Source organism: Acinetobacter sp. X9, assembly GCF_054889255.1.
Genome location: NZ_CM142679.1, coordinates 3,524,497 through 3,540,303 on the forward strand (window position 1 = coordinate 3,524,497; position 15,807 = coordinate 3,540,303).

Here is a 15,807-nt window from a genome sequence, read left to right on the forward strand (position 1 = left end):
ATCTTTAACCCATAATTTGGCGCGTTGGATGCGTTTATGCTCACACATTTAACTTTAATTAATTTTGCATTAGCTGATCATTTGGCTATTGATATAGAACAAGGATTTAATGTTCTAACAGGCGAAACAGGTGCCGGAAAATCATTATTACTGGATGCACTCTCTGCCTGCCTAGGGGAACGTACAGATACAAATTATGTCCGTTATGGTTCGGACAAAGCGGATATTACCGCTGTTTTTACCTATCAAAATAATAGTCCTGAAGCAAAATGGCTCCAAGACCACGAGCTAGATGATGATTCTGGGGAAATTCATTTACGTCGTGTTATTTTCGCAACCGGACGCAGCAAAGCATGGGTTAATGGACGCCCGAGCAGTCTATCTGAACTCAAAGAATTAGGTCGCTTGCTGGTTCAACTCTATAGTCAGCACAGCCAGCAGCAGCTGCTTGAACCGCCTTATCCAAAGCATTGGCTAGACCGTTATAATAATTTTTATGCTGAAGCAAATGATGTACGTGAAGCTTATAGCACATGGCATCGTACCATTCGTTTGCATCAAGCAGCCTTAGATGCACAAGCAACCCGCCTACAACGTATTGGTACTTTAGAGCATCAAATTGAAGAACTCGAAGAGGTCATTCAAACTGACTATAAAGAAATTGAGCAAGAGTTCGATCGCCTCAGTCATCATGAACATATCATGCAAGATTGTAGCTATAGCCTAAATGTGCTTGATGAAGCTGAGCAAAACATTACTCAAGAAATGTCTTCGATTATTCGTAGATTAGAATCCCACGCGGGCCGCAGCGAACAACTTTCCGAGATTTATAATTCTCTACTGAATGCTCAAAGTGAAATAGATGATGCAACGGCAAACTTGCGTCAATTTATTGATCGTCAAAGTTTTGATCCAGAGCGAATGGAAGAACTAAATTCCAAGTTGGAAGTTTTCCACCGTCTGGCACGTAAATACCGCACTCAACCAGAAACACTTAAAGAAGAATATGAAGCTTGGCAAAGTGAGCTTGAGCAATTACATCAACTTGAAGACCCAGAAACATTGGCAGAACAAGTTGAAAAGTCGCATGAAGAGTTCTTAGAGAAAGCTCAGCATTTAGACAACATTCGTCGTGAAGCTGCTGCTCCACTTGCTAAACAATTAACCGAACAAGTCAAACCTTTAGCACTACCAGAAGCACATTTTGAGTTTAAGTTTGAACCATTAGAGCAACCTACCGCTGAAGGCTTAAGCTTTATTCAGCTATTATTTACTGCCAATAAGGGTATTCCTCCACAACCATTAGCACGCGTCGCTTCAGGTGGCGAACTTTCACGTATTGCACTTGTCATGCAAGTGATGAACGCTGAAAAAACCGAAGCAGAAGTGTTAGTATTTGATGAAATTGATGTCGGGATTAGTGGTGGTACAGCAGAAGTTGTGGGACGTTTACTTGCTGACTTAGCCCAACATGTTCAACTTTTATGTATTACTCACCAAGCACAAGTTGCTGCTCAGTCAGATCAGCATTTATTAGTGAAGAAACAGCAAACTGATCCAGCAAGCAGTACCATTGTACAACTTGATGAAAATCAAATTATTTCTGAGTTAGCACGCATGTCAGGCGGTGTTGAAATTAATGAAACAACCTTGCAACACGCAAAACAATTACGCCAACTTAAATTTCAGGCTTCTTCAAATTAATAAAGAAAATGAGAGAAAAAGATTGGCGAAAACCGATTAACTCTTGTATGTTGATAAAAAGAACCTATATAGATAAAAGGGTCGAGAGACCCTCTAGTGACATTTTTTGAGGGAGAACCGCTTAGGTGACCAAACAATATCTGACTCACCGTTGTCTGATTGCCCCGCCAGAAATGGCAGATGACTTTTTCGCAAACACTGTAATTTATCTTGCCCGTCATGATGAAGAAGGTGCTCAAGGCATTATTATTAACCGCCCTTCCGGCATTCAAATTAAAGAATTACTCAATGATCTCGACATTGAAGCAGACAATGTAAATCCACATGTGGTTTTACAAGGTGGCCCATTACGTCCCGAGGCTGGATTCGTTCTTCATACTGGACAACCGACATGGCACTCATCTATCGCTGTAGGTGAAAATGTTTGTATTACCACCAGTAAAGATATTCTTGATGCGATTGCCCACAATGAAGGTGTCGGCCGATATCAAATTGCTTTAGGTTATGCGAGCTGGGGTAAAAACCAGTTAGAAGATGAAATTACGCGCGGTGACTGGCTCATTTGTGATGCCGATATGGATCTGATTTTTAACCTGCCTTATGACGATCGTTGGGATGCAGCCTATAAAAAAATCGGTGTAGATCGTGCATGGTTAGCATCTGAAATCGGACATGCTTAATGACCGAAACACAATCAAAATCGATTATGGCTTTTGACTTTGGTACTCAAAAAATGGGAATGGCGATTGGCCAGTCTTCAATTGAAAGTGCCAATCCCCTCCCTCTATTTGTGATGAAAGATGGAATTCCAAACTGGGATCAGCTCTTAAAAATCGTGAAAGAATGGCAACCTGATCTATTTTTGGTTGGTTTGCCTCTGAATATGGATGATAGCGAGTCAGAACTTTCTACACGTGCCCGCAAATTTGCGAGACGTTTACGCCATCAAACCAATATTGAAACATTAATGGTAGATGAGCGTCTAACTACACGTGAAGCACGAGAAGAACTCGGTTTCTACCAAGAGCAAGGTCGAGCAAAAAAACTTTCGGCAGATAGTTTTGCAGCCGCCTTACTCATTCAGAGTTGGTATCGAAATCCGGTCGGTTTAACACCGTAAAATAAAAAAGGAAGGCTAAAGCCTTCCTTTTTTATTTCTCGTTTTAGTTCTCGATAATATGTACAGTTGCCGTACGTCCAGAGACAAAAGCAAGCTGGTTCTTTGGTGTCTCATCCAATACGATTTTCACAGGCACACGCTGCGCTAAACGAACCCAACTGAACGTTGGATTTACATTGGCAAGAAGTTTAGAACTGCTTGAGCGTTCACGATCTTCGATACCCGATGCAATACCTTGTACATGGCCTTTAATTTTCTGGCTATCACCCATTAACTGTACACTGGCCTGATCGCCGACATGAATACGGTTTAACTTCGTCTCTTCAAAATAACCCACAACGTAAAGTTGTTTACGGTCAAGTAATGCCGCAACAGCCTGCCCAACTTGAACATAGTTACCTGGGCGCATATCAAAGTTAGATAAAGTACCATCAGCTGGAGCAATTACCGCAGCACGATGCATATTAAGCTCGGCCAAATGCAAATTGCTCGTTGCCGCCTCAATCAGAGCCTGTTGTTGTTTAACAGTTGCTTCCGCTTGTTGAATAGCAGCTTGGAGTTGCTCATGTTCAGCGTGAGATTGATCACGTGTTGCGAAAACTTGATCTTGTTCTTGTTTAGAGATAGCGCCATCCATGAGGTTTGAATAGCGGCTTGCGTTTTTCTCGGCTAGTTTAATATTCGTATCTGATTTAATCAGGTTCGCTTTTGCTTGTGCTAAACCAGCTTGCGCTTGGGCAAAAGCTGCATTTGCTTTTGCTAAATCAGATTTAGCCTGCTCTACATCTAAAGCTCGGCGAGAAACATCAATTTTAAAGAGCACCTGACCTTTTTTTACAGTCTGGTTATCTTGAACCAATACTTCTGTCACAAGCCCCGCGACATCCGAAGATACTTGAATAACGTCACCACGAACTCGACCATCACGCGTCCACGGCGCCGCGTTATAGTAATTCCATAAATGCACAATGGTATAGACCGCCACCATTAATGCGACAATCAAAATTACTGGACGGATGACTTTTTTCAAATCCACCTGATTCATTTCACTCACCTAACTCAATCTTTAATTTCGCAAACATCTCTACGCACCGACCCCAACAAAAATTTGATGTATTACCAAAAGTAATAAGAGGTAAAAACACAAATTAAAAATACTAGGTAATGCAATCCAGCCTTGTGCAATCAGCTTATTTGTTAAAGGACTTAACCCACGGAAACAGATATATGCCAAGAGTGCTTGAACGAGCAAAGAAGGCACATAAATACCATAAACATTAAACTCACCCATTTGCTGTGGCTCCTCTCAGGGTGCTGTTTTCATTCATTTGCTCTGATGAAACGTGGCACATGCTATAAGCAATATTGTTCAGTGAAATGAGTAGTCTTTGTCGCATAGTCATATCTTCAACATTTGAAGCAAGCTGTTTTAATTCAAATAACGCTCGGTAGATTCGCTCTACTAAAGCGGTCGTATCATTTTCATCGTTTTCTTTAGCTCTAAACAACTCATCCAGATTTTGTTGCAAATCGCCAATATGCTGAGTGAGTTCAGATGCTTGAGGAAACTGATTGGCTAACTCTTGCAATCGGCTTAAATCAACAATACTACTCGACTCAATCAGAGCCTGATGAATTGAAGTTTTAATCTCGTCTGATTGCACCATTTTGCTGTTTAGAATCCCAATCCGATCTAGCATACTGCGTAGATGAACCTTAAAATCAAGACCATATGGCAGATAGATCGCTTGTCGCATGGCGCGATAATGCAAGGCTAAAATACGGCTTGCACTTGTATCTGGTGACATGGCACGAACAACGTCAATGACAATCAAAGACACTAAAACACCTAAGATCATGGCAAATGAACTATCAAGATAAGACACCGCATCCATGCTATAAGCATTGTGCAGGTTTAGTCCCATCATGGTATTAATACCCAACACCATACCTACTGGCATCAGCATCTGGTTAGCCATCATAGACACTGCGAATAAGAACATCGGTAATAAAACCAGTCCAAGTTCCCAAAAAGTTGTGACATGCGGGAAAATACCAAATGCATAAACGAAGACTAAAACTGCTGAAGCTATACTGCCCCAGATAAAAATACGCAGAACCGGAACCGGGTTATCTAAGGCCGTTAAAATACAGGCGGTTACTGCACCCATCTGTGCCATCATAAATCCAGCTTTCCACCCCGAAACAATCCAGACTCCAGTCACAATAAATGTAATAAGGACTGCACTAATACCGCCTCGTATCGCCACACCATGATCACGGTGCAAACTTGGATATTTGGTCGTCATTGGGGTAATGTTGTCAGGAATTTCTTTATTACCTTCCTGAATTCGCTGCCACAAGACTTTAACCGCTAAAACATTGCTAATGAAATGGCGCACATCCATTTTCATGGCTGCAACCAAAACTTGTTGGTGTGTAGAAGCCGACTCCATCAAACTTGCAAAATCACTTTCAAATTCATCAGGTAACTGCAAAATATTTTCATCAATAATCAGATCTTTTTGCTCTAAAAACTGTACAACATGAGCTGAAAGTTGTTGCAGTTTTTCTGCATGAGTCTCGATAAATCGAAGTTCTTGAAGCTGCTTAATACGCTCAGATAAAGCGACTAGATTAGCGACCACCATTGAGATTTGATGAAGCATTTCCTGCAAGGGTTTGGTCATACCATGCAGCTCACCCTTTTCATAGCTCAAATGTACTGCCAAAGCATGAATATCTGTGGTGTCGCGAGTAATGGCAGCCAAGAGCTGAGTATTGTTCTGCTGCGAATCTGTATTTAATAAATTAGCAAACAGATTCTCTGTATCTTTTAGGGTTTTTATCACCCGCTGTTTAATTGCCGAGCCAATATGCATTGGAAGAATCGTGGCAGAAACCACTGCACTTGAAATCACACCAATCGAAATTTCTATGACCCGAGCTAAAGCAATATCGAATATATTGTATTGATCAATATAGGTAATCGCATTGAAGACGATCATGGCTGTCGAGTAACCGGCCAGCATAAAAGCATAACTACGTGGAGTACGATCGAGTAACGACACATAAAGCGCAAAACCCACCCACAACGACAACACCACGGTAAATATCCAAGGTGTATTAATTAAATGCGGTGTTAGAGTTAAGGCAATCACAGCTCCGCCAATTGTCCCTACCACTCGATAGACACATTTAGAAGACACCATTCCTGAATATGGATTGGCAATAATCAGGACCGTACCAATCGACCACATCGGGTTAATCAGATCTAATTCAAACGAAACAAATAGTGCCAACATTCCGGCAATAAATGTTTTTAAGGCAAAGATCAGATCAAGCCTACTCGGGCGAAACGCCAGTATTTGCTTTAATAACATGAACTCATCTCAAATACAGATTTGAACTGATGAGCATGCCCTTCAATATTTGATTGTCTTTCTAAAGACAACACAACTTTGCCATTTGCCTCAAAGCAAATGATATGAGGAGCATCCTTCAATACAATGATTTTTCCACATCTCGCCTGATTGGCCGAAATGATTTCAGTTTGGGCGCCATTTAAACGGCCAAGCTTTGGAAAGAAGAGGTATCAAGAAATCAATCTGGAACCGATCAATTTCTCGATTAGATATTTTGTTTGGCAATTTTTTCAAAATAAAGCGATTTAGTCAACTAAAATATCTCTATTTGATAATTTGATATATTTTTTAATTATCGTATATGATGTATAAGCCAAGAGAAGTTTTCTCTTTGTCAGAGTAAAATACTCAAATCAGGCATTTATTTTAGAATTGAGACAAATCTTCTTTTTTTCTGTTATAAAAACTCAAAGATGACTCGTTGTTAAAGGATACGAACAAGACACTATGGCAATTTCAAGTTTTGGCAAAATTTTAACCGTACTGGACCTATTTTCGGTTTCGCGTCCAATCATTAATGTCGATATTATTTGCGAAGAACTTGGCTTGTCCAAACCAACGAGTTACCGTTACCTCAAAGAGCTAGTATCAGCTGATCTATTAAAACGCATTAATGGAACCTCTGGCGATTATACCTTAGGCTCAAAAATTGCAGTTCTTGACTATATATCTAGAACAACCGACCCACTCGTTCAGATCAGCACACCGTTTATGCGAAATATTGTAGAGCGTACTGAACTGTGCTGTTTGCTTACCTATTTAAATGATGACTATTGCATTGACATACATCATGAAATATTTAAAGACACTGAGCTACTTTCATATGGCCGAGGCTGCCCAAGACCGATTTACGTTGGATCATCTCCAAAAACAATGGTTTCGCATTTAAGTAAACAACGCATGCAAGACTACTACCACCGTTACCAGCAAGAATTAAAACAATCAGGTTTTGCTGAAGATGAACCGAGCTTTATTCAGCGTATGCGTAAAATTAAAAAACAAGGGTTCTATTTCTCACAAGGTGAGATTGACCCAAATGTTTCAGGTCTAGCGGTTCCTGTTCGTTTTTCAAACAAAGAAGTACCTTTAGCTTTGACTTTAGTTGCCTCTAAAAATCGTTTTGATTTTTTAAATGTTGAAAAGCTCATCGAAATTTTGCAAGAAAATGCAGCACTTATTGAACAACGTTTTATGGAATTATCTGAAAAAGGTGAAATCTAAAACCCCACCTTATGATAATTTAAACTTTTCTTACACTTTAAAACATTGAATATCTCACAATATTCTCATATTATGATTTTAGCTCCTATTGATGATTCTTTTCATCAGCAGCTCATCAGTAGAAGCATCCCCCTCAGAGGAATAAGCTCATGCTGCCATCATGGGCTTTTTTCTTGTCTTATTTTTATAAAAACTTAAATTGCCGAAAAGTAAGATTAATACGTGGTTGTAAAATCTTTGTTGAGCGATTTAAACGGTGTTGCCAATATTGTTGAGTCTCACCACGCATCACAATGAGTTGGCCTGGCTGTAGCCACAATTCAATTTTCTCTTTACTTTGAATATGTCTAAAAGAAAATTTACGAGTAGCACCAAAGCTTAAAGAAGCGATTGTGGTGGTTCTTGCCAAAGAAACATCCGAGTCACTGTGCCAAGCCATTCCTTGGGTTCCATCTTCATAAAGATTTGCCAAACAAGAATTAAATTTTTCTGAAAGTATTTGCTCTACCTGTTGTTTTAATTTAGCGAGTGCTTTGTCCCACGGTAAAGAATCACGTGCGACACCCGAATATTTATATTGATAGTAGTCATCTCCATACCATGCAACTTTTCGAGCTGTAATAAAGTGCTTGCCATACAACTTAGCCTCGTCATGTTTCCATGCGAGGTGTTGGTAAAGATAATCAAAATATTGTTCAGCTTCTTCAGGGCTTAAAATACAACCATAGTCCTGAACTTCACCATCGTAGGGTAATAAATTCTCACAAGGCTCTGGAGAAAATAAATCCAAGGTCATACGGTCTCTCCATGTTGCTTTGACATCTCCCAAGCTAACAATGCCAATTTACGCCCCTTTTGCCAATGATATTCTCCGACCATCCCTGTGGCACGGATCACTCGATGGCAAGGAATCAGATATGCAATCGGATTTTGTCCAATTGCAGTAGCAACGGCTCTGACTGCTTTAGGCTTCCCAATTTGCTCTGCAATATCTTGGTAAGTCCGAAGTTGCCCTTCTGGAATGGTGAGCAAGGCTTCCCATACTTGTAGCTGAAATGGAGTTCCAGCCAAATTAAGAGGAAGTTTCTGCTGTAAGTGTTCTGAAAAATCCTGTTCAAACCACTTTGCAATTTGTTGATGCCAAATCGGTGACTGATTTTTCAATTGAGCTTTCGGAAAGTACTGCTTAATGAGTTGTTCAATATTGGCGTGAGTTTCGGTAAACCTTATAGAACATATGCCTTTTTCACTACTGACCACCAACAACTCACCGAAGGGACTTGTCTCAACCGAATAATTAAGAATAACGCCTTCGCCCTTTTGTTTATATTCCCCAGGCGTCATCCCTTCAAGCTGAATAAACAGATCATGTAAACGTCCTGTGCCAGATAAACCCGTATTTAAAGCGGTTTCCAATAAACTCCGGTGTTGCATCAGATAATATTTAGCCTGTTGCAAACTCATATATTGCACAAATTTTTTCGGGCTAATCCCTACCCATTCTTGAAACTGGCGTTGAATATAACCTGAACTTAAATTCATATGGCTCGCAACATCGTCCAGACTCGGTTGCTGGTCTAGATGTTCATATAAATATTCAATTACATTGGCAATTACAGCAAATTGCCGAGAAGAAAGCATTTGCATGTGTCACCTCCTTAGCACTTATATCTTACATTAAAGTAGCTAAAGCCCCATGACGACCCGATTCTTGCACTCTTTAAAAATAAAAAAAGCCTTTCATTGTAGAAAGGCTTCATCATTCAATATGCACTTAAGGCTGCTTTAAATAAGGCCAAGCCGCTTTGAGGTAAATAAACATTGACCATAAAGTTAAAATGACCGCCGTATATAACAAAGCATAGGCAAGCATTTCTAATGGCTGCCAATTGAGTAAGAACACACTAATCGCAATCATTTGAAAGGCTGTTTTATATTTACCTACAGTCGATACTGCCACACTGGTTCGTGCGCCAAGTTCTGCCATCCATTCACGTAAAGCAGAAACTGTAATTTCACGTGAAATAATCACAATTGCTGCAAAAGCCATTGAAATGGTTGGATTCCACTGCACTAAAACAATCAGTGCAGCCGCCACCATGAGCTTATCTGCAACTGGATCTAGAAAACGGCCAAATGCTGAAGTCTGGTTTAAAGTTCGTGCCAAATAGCCATCAAACCAATCGGTAATAGCAGCAAACACAAAAATAGCCGTCAAGATAATATGACGACTCATACTACCTTCATGCTCACCAATACCCATTGCAGGCGGCCAATACGCGATCACCAAAAATACAGGAATAAGCGCGATACGCGCTAATGTTAGGATATTTGGGATATTCAGGATTCGCCCTGTGGTCATAAACACCGCCAATTAAGTCTTCATGCATCTTGTAACAGACAAAAATACTTTCTTCAATATTGTATCTATCTGTAACAGCCACTTTATACGAAATATATGAATCGAGGAAGTGGACTGCTTAGGTAAATACCGTAACAGTTTGCCGTAAAATTGCAATTAAATGATCATTTTGGTCCCAAAGATGGGCATATTCTGTGGAATAACCTTCACCTGCATATTCAGTTACCACTTTATATTTAAACCAGTCACACAATTGATGTTGGAACGGATGGACATAGGTAATGTGCCAAGTTAAAGAACTTGCAGGAGCAACTTGCTTAAACATCGGCAATACACCAGGCGGCCAAATATCCATCAAAACAATTAAATCTGGCAAAGTCATTTGACGATTTTCATGCTTATCGGGATTAAACCTTGACCATCCTCCAAAGTCAGCATACTGACTTCCTGTAACAGGATAATGACCTTCCGCCCAGCATACATCAAAATGTTGATAGCATTCTGGCATTTGTCTAGCAAAAGGAATAGGTTGCAACTCTTCAGGTTGCCTATAAACTGGAACGATAGGCTCATGTCGCACTTCAATATTCGATGCACGAGGCACACCAAAGCTTGCGACCAAAATCGTTTGTACCGCCCCATCTTGCCATAAACGTGTTTCAAGTGTAGTGACCGACTTTCCTTCTCTTAAAATTTCAATAGTCAATTGGGCAGGTCCCTGCTGTACAGGGCCCACGAAAGTAACACTACAACTTAATAATCTTTTATTTGGATCTTGAATATTGCAGCAAGCTTTTTGCATAAGTAGTCCAGCAACAAGACCACCAAAAACAGTTCGTCCTTGTAACCACCCTTCAGGTATTTCAATCGATTCCTTTTGCTTTATTTCTTCAAACAATTGCAGTAATGACATTCACTTCCCTAAAGCACTCCGACTCTTGATGAAACATCTTTCATCATTTTAAAGGGAATGTGAATGATCATTCTTCTACTTATATGCCAACTATTTGGTCACTCGGCATAGAAACCTATCGTTATTCATGCAGAATTTTATAAATCGTTCTTGCCATCATTTCACCAAAACCAGGCACAAGGGTAAGCTCTTTTTCAGATGCTTTTAAAACACCTTGAATCCCACCAAAATGGGTTAATAAATCTCGACGGCGCTTTGGCCCTAACCCTGGAATTGCTTCTAAAACTGAGGTACTTCGACGTTTGTCACGTTTAGCACGATGCTTGGTAATCGCAAAACGATGGGCCTCATCACGCACCTGCTGAATTAAATGCAATGCCTTATGGTCTTCCGGTAACTGGATTTTTGTGCCATCGGTAAAATGCAGAGTTTCAAGTCCAGGTTTACGCCCTTCACCTTTAGATACACCTAGCATAAAAGCGTCCAGCCCAAGCTCTTGCATGACTTCCATTGCCATATGGAGCTGGCCTTTACCACCATCAATCAACAGCAAATCAGGCAATATGGCCTTTTTATAACGTCGTGTTAAAGCTTGACGCATAGCAGCATAGTCATCGCCTGCTGTAATGTCTTGAATCGCAAATTGGCGATAGTCACGCTTACGAGCGCCCCCTTGATCAAACACAACACATGAGGCAATTGGGGCTTCCCCCATGGTATGACTAATATCAAAACACTCAATACGATCGACAGGTCTTCCCACTACTTGCTCTAACTGATGGAAACGCTCATTAAGTTCTAAATGATTACTCAACTGCCCCTTAATGGCATGTTGAACGTTCATTTCGGCTAGCTCCAGCCACTCGGCACGAGTTTCTCGAACATTATTCTTAATCTGAACTTTTTTGCCAAACTGCTGTGCCAATGCTTCTTCTAATTCTTTGCAGTCAGGCAAAGCAATATTTACGATAAGCTCATTGGGAACTTCATCTGCAACCTGAAAGTAAAAATTCGCCATAAAGTCACTGAGCATTTGCCCAAGATCATCACCAAGCATGTCTGGGAAATAACTTTTTCCACCCAGCATTCGCCCATTGCGTACATACATTATTTGCACGCATGTCACACCTGCCTGATATGCAATTGCCAGAATATCCGCTTCGCCTTTGACTTTAAACACGGCTTGTTGTGCTTGAACTTCACGCAGTAAAGACAATCGATCACGGTAAAAAACAGCTTTTTCAAATTCAAGCTCAGTCGCTGCTTGTTCCATTTTGGCAATAAGCTCTTGATTAAGCTCTTTGGTATCACCTTGCAAAAAGCGAATACTATTATTAACGTCTTCTTTATAATCTTCTGGTGAAATCAGACCTACACAAGGGGCTGAACATCGCTTGATTTGATATTGCAAACATGGACGCTTGCGCTGTGAAAAATAACTATTTTCGCACTGACGCACATTAAAAAGTTTTTGCAGAACCAGTAACGTATCGCGTGCACTATAGGCACTTGGGTACGGGCCAAAAAACTTACCAATTTGGTGCTTACCTTTACCACGCCCACTGGCAAGTCGAGGATAAGGCTTATCAGCCGAAACAAAAATATAGACATAAGACTTATCGTCCCGCAGCATAATGTTATAAGGCGGGCGGTGTTGTTTAATTAAGTTTTGTTCTAAGAGTAAAGCTTCGGTTTCTGAACGAGTAACCAAAGTTTCAATATCATAAATTCGCGCAACTAAAGCTTGTGTTTTAGGATGCTCAATCGTTTTAACAAAATAACTCGACACCCGATTTTTTAGATTTTTTGCTTTACCGACATATAACAATTCACCCTCCTTCCCTAGCATTTTATAAACACCTGGAAGCTGGGTCATGTTGGCTAAAATTTTTTCAATATGAGGACGAGCGTTTTGATTCACTATTGGCATGCATGGCTTAATACTGAATAACTAATGTGATGTTTTCATCCTTACTTTTCAAGTGCTTTACTGTGCCAGAACATAAATTTGGAAAGGGATTTAGATATGACCCAACAGACTGTGTCGTACTTGCTTAAGAATCTAGACGATAGTAACTATATTTAACGTCTTTTTCTTTGTAGACCGCATAGGTTTTTTGACGAAAATCCGAGAACCAACCATTGCCCGTATAGCCTGCAATATGACCATAGGTGTGGCCACTAGTTCGCTCAATAATGTAAATATCACCTTCTTGTGGACGGTTGAAAGCAGGTTTAATTTTCTTATAACCATTCTTTTCTAGCGTTTGCCCCCAATCAGAAGCAGCTACAGGATGCTTTGACACATCTGCTCCAGCCGCTTGTAGAGCAATACGGATATTTTTGGCACATTTCTCTTTACTATGGTTGGCAGAGATACTTTCGAGCTTACTTGAAAACTTATGCAGATTAATATTTTGATCTTCAGTTTTATGATTTTGAGTTCTAGATCGATTAGATTTTTCAGTTGTCGAAGCTGCTTGTCTTAACATCACTTTTGTTTTTAAATCGCCTTGAGAACTTTCTTCTTTTCTCTCTTCGATATGATGAACATGTGCATGAGCTGCGTGATGAGCATGAGCCATTTTAAAACCTACTTCCGCTGACCAGTCTTCGAAAAAACCGCGCCATTGTAGAATCAAAATTGGCCTTTGGCTTTTAATAGTTGTAACAAATTGCCAGCACTGTGAAATAGATCACAAAAGTTATTACATACTCTATCTCATAAAAAAACGCCCTTTCGGGCGCTTTAATATTTATATAAATATACATTACAAATGAAATTCAATTACTGAGCTTAAACCCCTACTTGTAAAAGTAGAGTATTTGCCCGTAGTTGGTTAATCGCATTCCTTTCAATACGACTGGCCAAGCATTTATAAAGAGTTTTAGGATTAATTTAAATTATTTAAATAAACCGTTCGCTCTATCGTTTTTTGAGTAAAGCACTGTGTATATTGCATGTCTTGGTTTTGCTTACGCATGTCAGCAGTCCAATAATCGGATTGCTTTTGGTAAGTTTCTAAGTCTTTTTCAGGAATTTCATCTACAGTCTTTTGTGCAAGCACCTTACATTCAACATCACGTTTTTTAAACCAATCCGATTGATCTTGTTTAAATTGAGTTTTTTTCTCAGCACTCAATTTGTCCCAAGACTGATTTAAGCGTTCCACTTGCTTCGCTTTGTCACTATCCAATTCTTTTTTACGAACATCCATGGCTTCCTGAGCCAAAGCAGTCTGCTCTTCATTATTTTGTTCAGATATTTGCTGATTTTCTTCAATATTTTCTTCAATCAACTCATTTTCTTTAACATAGGCTGCATATTGCACAGCTTTAGTGGCAACAAAAACCAATCCTTCAATCACACTATTTTGAGTTGGCAAGTCAAACACCAAACCCTCTTTATCTGTTTTTGTAATGTTATAGAAGAAGTCACCTTTCAATTGATCATTTTCAAGAGTCAAAGATGATTCATTATCCGAAAAATAGTCATTGAGCGTCTGCGATTCTTCATCAGAATGACGCAACTCTTCAATATATGCTTTTTCCGCACGTTTTTGTAAACCTTTCGGCAGTGAAATGACCAATTGGCTTTCACAACTTAATTGTGTATTTTTTTGACTTTCATCTTCTAATGGTAAAGTGCGGATATTTTTAATTTCAAACTTCAAACCTTGATTAATTTTATTAAGAATATCTGCATCAACCTGATATTGACTTTGTCTTAAGCTACGTTCAATTTGCTTCAAATATTCTTTTTTTAAAGAAGTCTGAATCTGTTTTAAATTTTCAGGGTGTGTACAACTCCAATCCGAAACTATCTCAACTTTTTCTGTTTTTGATTTTGGCTCTGGCTTAGATTTATCACATCCAGTCAATATTACTGCTGCACTGAATGTAGTTATTACTAAAGCTTGTTTCATCACCGTATTCATTTATATTCCACGCAAATTTTTAAATTTATTAAGTACAAGAAAGGTATATATTTACCAGTTGTATTATCATCCCAATAATCAATATAAAATTCACCTAAAATTTTAAATAAAGTACTATTCATGCTAATAATCTTTTTTAAATGCATAAAATAAATGCAAATTATTTAAATAATCAAAATAAAAAACGCCCTTTCGGGCGCTTTTATTAAAATACATATGGTCGAACAAAAATCAGGAAGAAAATCCCAAGCATGAGGAACCATTTTAAGAAGTAATACAACTTACGGTTCTTAGCTTTTAAAGCCTTAGCTTTAATACGAATTTGGTAAACATAACCAAAAGCTTTATTTAAGCCACCTGTTTGATCGCCTGTTTCATTCGGTGAACTTGCCGCAGTCATCACATTACGACCAAACCAATGGTTGAAACGCTCCATCCATTTTACTTTCATTGGACGTTCAACGTCTGCAAAGAAAATAATACGGTTTTGATCAGTCTTATTTTCAGCATAGTGAATATAAGTTTCATCAAACACAACACTTTGACCATCACGCCAAGAATATCTTTCGCCATCGACGTCAATAAAACAACGATCATCATTTGGTGTAATTAGACCTAAGTGATAACGCAAAGAACCTGCATACGGATCACGGTGTCTTACCAAACGGCTGTCAGGTGCAAGCTCGGTAAACATTGCTGCTTTAATTGTCGGCAATGTTTTAAGAAGTGCTGTAGTTTTTGGGCAAAGTTCAGCAGCAGATGGATGACTCGATTCATACCATTTGAGGTAAAAACGCTTCCAACCTGTTTTAAAAAATGAGTTAAAACCTAAATCGTTATAGGTACTTGAAGCTTTAATCCCACCTTGGTCATATAAAGCTTTCGCTTCATCTCGAATCATTTCCCAATTTTCATCCAGCACTTTTAAATCTTTAAAATGCTGTGTATCGATATAAGGTTGATTCGGCACCTTTGAAAAGATGTACATTAAAAAGTTAATCGGTGCGAGCAAGGTTGAATGGTCAAAAAATTGACGATAAAACGAGTGACGCACTTTGCCGCGATGTTGGATATACAATGCTGATATCACAAAAATCGCTAATATGATCCACTTAATCATGTAT

The 15,807-nt window shown here is 39.3% G+C and carries 17 protein-coding genes; 4 read left to right on the forward strand and 13 right to left on the reverse strand.

Annotated elements, in window-relative coordinates; translation table 11 throughout:
* Window positions 1–36: 36 nt before the first annotated feature.
* The 3 genes from recN to ruvX all read left to right on the forward strand — a co-directional run bounded on the left by recN (window position 37) and on the right by ruvX (window position 2,824).
* Window positions 37–1,704 (forward strand): DNA repair protein RecN, encoded by a 1,668-nt coding sequence (recN, locus tag ACYU0V_RS16760; protein WP_461848326.1) that lies wholly within the window; start codon window positions 37–39, stop codon window positions 1,702–1,704.
* Window positions 1,705–1,829: 125 nt separating this feature from the next.
* Window positions 1,830–2,384 carry a YqgE/AlgH family protein gene (locus tag ACYU0V_RS16765; protein WP_002114753.1) on the forward strand — a complete coding sequence of 185 codons (555 nt, stop codon included), beginning with the start codon at window positions 1,830–1,832 and terminating at the stop codon, window positions 2,382–2,384.
* A complete protein-coding gene (gene ruvX, locus ACYU0V_RS16770) occupies window positions 2,384–2,824 on the forward strand; it encodes a Holliday junction resolvase RuvX (protein ID WP_002115066.1) in 441 nt (146 codons plus the stop codon). The genes ACYU0V_RS16765 and ruvX overlap by 1 nt, the downstream gene beginning before the upstream one ends.
* Window positions 2,825–2,867: 43 nt before the next feature.
* Here the strand turns inward: ruvX and ACYU0V_RS16775 are convergent, their stop codons facing one another.
* From ACYU0V_RS16775 to ACYU0V_RS16790, 4 genes are read right to left on the reverse strand one after another with little or no spacing between them, the layout of a single operon-like run.
* Entirely contained in the window at window positions 2,868–3,869 is a 1,002-nt protein-coding gene (locus ACYU0V_RS16775; RefSeq protein WP_311081392.1) for an HlyD family secretion protein, read from the reverse strand.
* Window positions 3,870–3,908: 39 nt separating this feature from the next.
* On the reverse strand, window positions 3,909–4,115 hold the full coding sequence (locus ACYU0V_RS16780) for a DUF1656 domain-containing protein (RefSeq protein WP_002115096.1): 207 nt from the start codon (window positions 4,113–4,115) through the stop codon (window positions 3,909–3,911).
* Window positions 4,108–6,207: an FUSC family protein gene (locus ACYU0V_RS16785; protein ID WP_461848329.1), complete on the reverse strand. Its 2,100-nt coding sequence runs from the start codon at window positions 6,205–6,207 to the stop codon at window positions 4,108–4,110. Before ACYU0V_RS16785 ends, ACYU0V_RS16780 begins: the two co-directional genes overlap by 8 nt.
* On the reverse strand, window positions 6,198–6,329 hold the full coding sequence (locus tag ACYU0V_RS16790) for a hypothetical protein (RefSeq protein ID WP_002115031.1): 132 nt from the start codon (window positions 6,327–6,329) through the stop codon (window positions 6,198–6,200). Before ACYU0V_RS16790 ends, ACYU0V_RS16785 begins: the two co-directional genes overlap by 10 nt.
* Window positions 6,330–6,696: 367 nt before the next feature.
* On the opposite strand from ACYU0V_RS16790, the gene ACYU0V_RS16795 reads away from it, so the two are divergent.
* On the forward strand, window positions 6,697–7,470 hold the full coding sequence (locus ACYU0V_RS16795; RefSeq protein ID WP_002114686.1) for an IclR family transcriptional regulator: 774 nt from the start codon (window positions 6,697–6,699) through the stop codon (window positions 7,468–7,470).
* 184 nt (window positions 7,471–7,654) lie between these two features.
* On the opposite strand, the gene ACYU0V_RS16800 is transcribed toward ACYU0V_RS16795, so the two are convergent.
* The 9 genes from ACYU0V_RS16800 to lpxO form a co-directional block, all read right to left on the reverse strand.
* Window positions 7,655–8,266: an alpha-ketoglutarate-dependent dioxygenase AlkB family protein gene (locus tag ACYU0V_RS16800; RefSeq protein ID WP_005065844.1), complete on the reverse strand. Its 612-nt coding sequence runs from the start codon at window positions 8,264–8,266 to the stop codon at window positions 7,655–7,657.
* Window positions 8,263–9,117: a methylated-DNA--[protein]-cysteine S-methyltransferase gene (locus tag ACYU0V_RS16805; RefSeq protein ID WP_199113776.1), complete on the reverse strand. Its 855-nt coding sequence runs from the start codon at window positions 9,115–9,117 to the stop codon at window positions 8,263–8,265. The genes ACYU0V_RS16800 and ACYU0V_RS16805 overlap by 4 nt, the downstream gene beginning before the upstream one ends.
* 127 nt (window positions 9,118–9,244) lie before the next feature.
* Window positions 9,245–9,832, reverse strand: coding sequence for a CDP-diacylglycerol--glycerol-3-phosphate 3-phosphatidyltransferase (gene pgsA, locus ACYU0V_RS16810; protein ID WP_002114808.1), 588 nt, complete (start codon window positions 9,830–9,832; stop codon window positions 9,245–9,247).
* Between the two features lie 118 nt (window positions 9,833–9,950).
* Window positions 9,951–10,745 carry a thioesterase family protein gene (locus ACYU0V_RS16815; protein WP_461848332.1) on the reverse strand — a complete coding sequence of 265 codons (795 nt, stop codon included), beginning with the start codon at window positions 10,743–10,745 and terminating at the stop codon, window positions 9,951–9,953.
* 121 nt (window positions 10,746–10,866) lie between these two features.
* On the reverse strand, window positions 10,867–12,666 hold the full coding sequence (uvrC, locus tag ACYU0V_RS16820; protein ID WP_461849963.1) for an excinuclease ABC subunit UvrC: 1,800 nt from the start codon (window positions 12,664–12,666) through the stop codon (window positions 10,867–10,869).
* 133 nt (window positions 12,667–12,799) lie between these two features.
* On the reverse strand, window positions 12,800–13,330 hold the full coding sequence (locus ACYU0V_RS16825; protein WP_025468489.1) for a peptidoglycan hydrolase: 531 nt from the start codon (window positions 13,328–13,330) through the stop codon (window positions 12,800–12,802).
* Between the two features lie 309 nt (window positions 13,331–13,639).
* Complete coding sequence (locus ACYU0V_RS16830) at window positions 13,640–14,683, reverse strand: DUF1311 domain-containing protein (RefSeq protein WP_081309761.1); 1,044 nt, start codon at window positions 14,681–14,683, stop codon at window positions 13,640–13,642.
* Window positions 14,680–14,805 (reverse strand): hypothetical protein, encoded by a 126-nt coding sequence (locus ACYU0V_RS16835; RefSeq protein WP_081309762.1) that lies wholly within the window; start codon window positions 14,803–14,805, stop codon window positions 14,680–14,682. The genes ACYU0V_RS16830 and ACYU0V_RS16835 overlap by 4 nt, the downstream gene beginning before the upstream one ends.
* 83 nt (window positions 14,806–14,888) lie before the next feature.
* Window positions 14,889–15,803 carry a lipid A hydroxylase LpxO gene (lpxO, locus tag ACYU0V_RS16840; protein WP_000598899.1) on the reverse strand — a complete coding sequence of 305 codons (915 nt, stop codon included), beginning with the start codon at window positions 15,801–15,803 and terminating at the stop codon, window positions 14,889–14,891.
* Window positions 15,804–15,807 lie beyond the last annotated feature (4 nt).